Consider the following 279-nt stretch of genomic DNA (forward strand, 5'->3'; position numbering starts at 1 on the left):
CGCCGCGACGCCTGTCCGTCGCCATACGGATTCATGCGATGGGCGAAACGTTCGCGCTCGGATGGATCGTCGACCAGCGCGCTGACGGCCCGCACGATCGCCGCGCGCTCGGTGCCGACGAGGCGCACGGTGCCGGCCGCGACCGCTTCCGGACGCTCGGTTACGTCGCGCATCACCAGCACCGGCTTGCCGAGCGCCGGCGCTTCTTCCTGCACGCCGCCCGAATCGGTGAGGATCAGCGACGCCCGCTGCATCAGGCGCACAAAGCCGAGGTAGTCG

1 protein-coding gene is annotated in these 279 nt (G+C 70.6%); it reads right to left on the bottom strand.

Annotated features, from left to right (window positions below):
* The coding region (locus SB753_RS36680) for a UDP-N-acetylglucosamine 2-epimerase (protein WP_410805033.1) at window positions 1–279 on the bottom strand (279 nt) is incomplete at both ends.

The organism is Paraburkholderia sp. SIMBA_053 (genome assembly GCF_046534895.1).
GTDB lineage: Bacteria > Pseudomonadota > Gammaproteobacteria > Burkholderiales > Burkholderiaceae > Paraburkholderia > Paraburkholderia caledonica.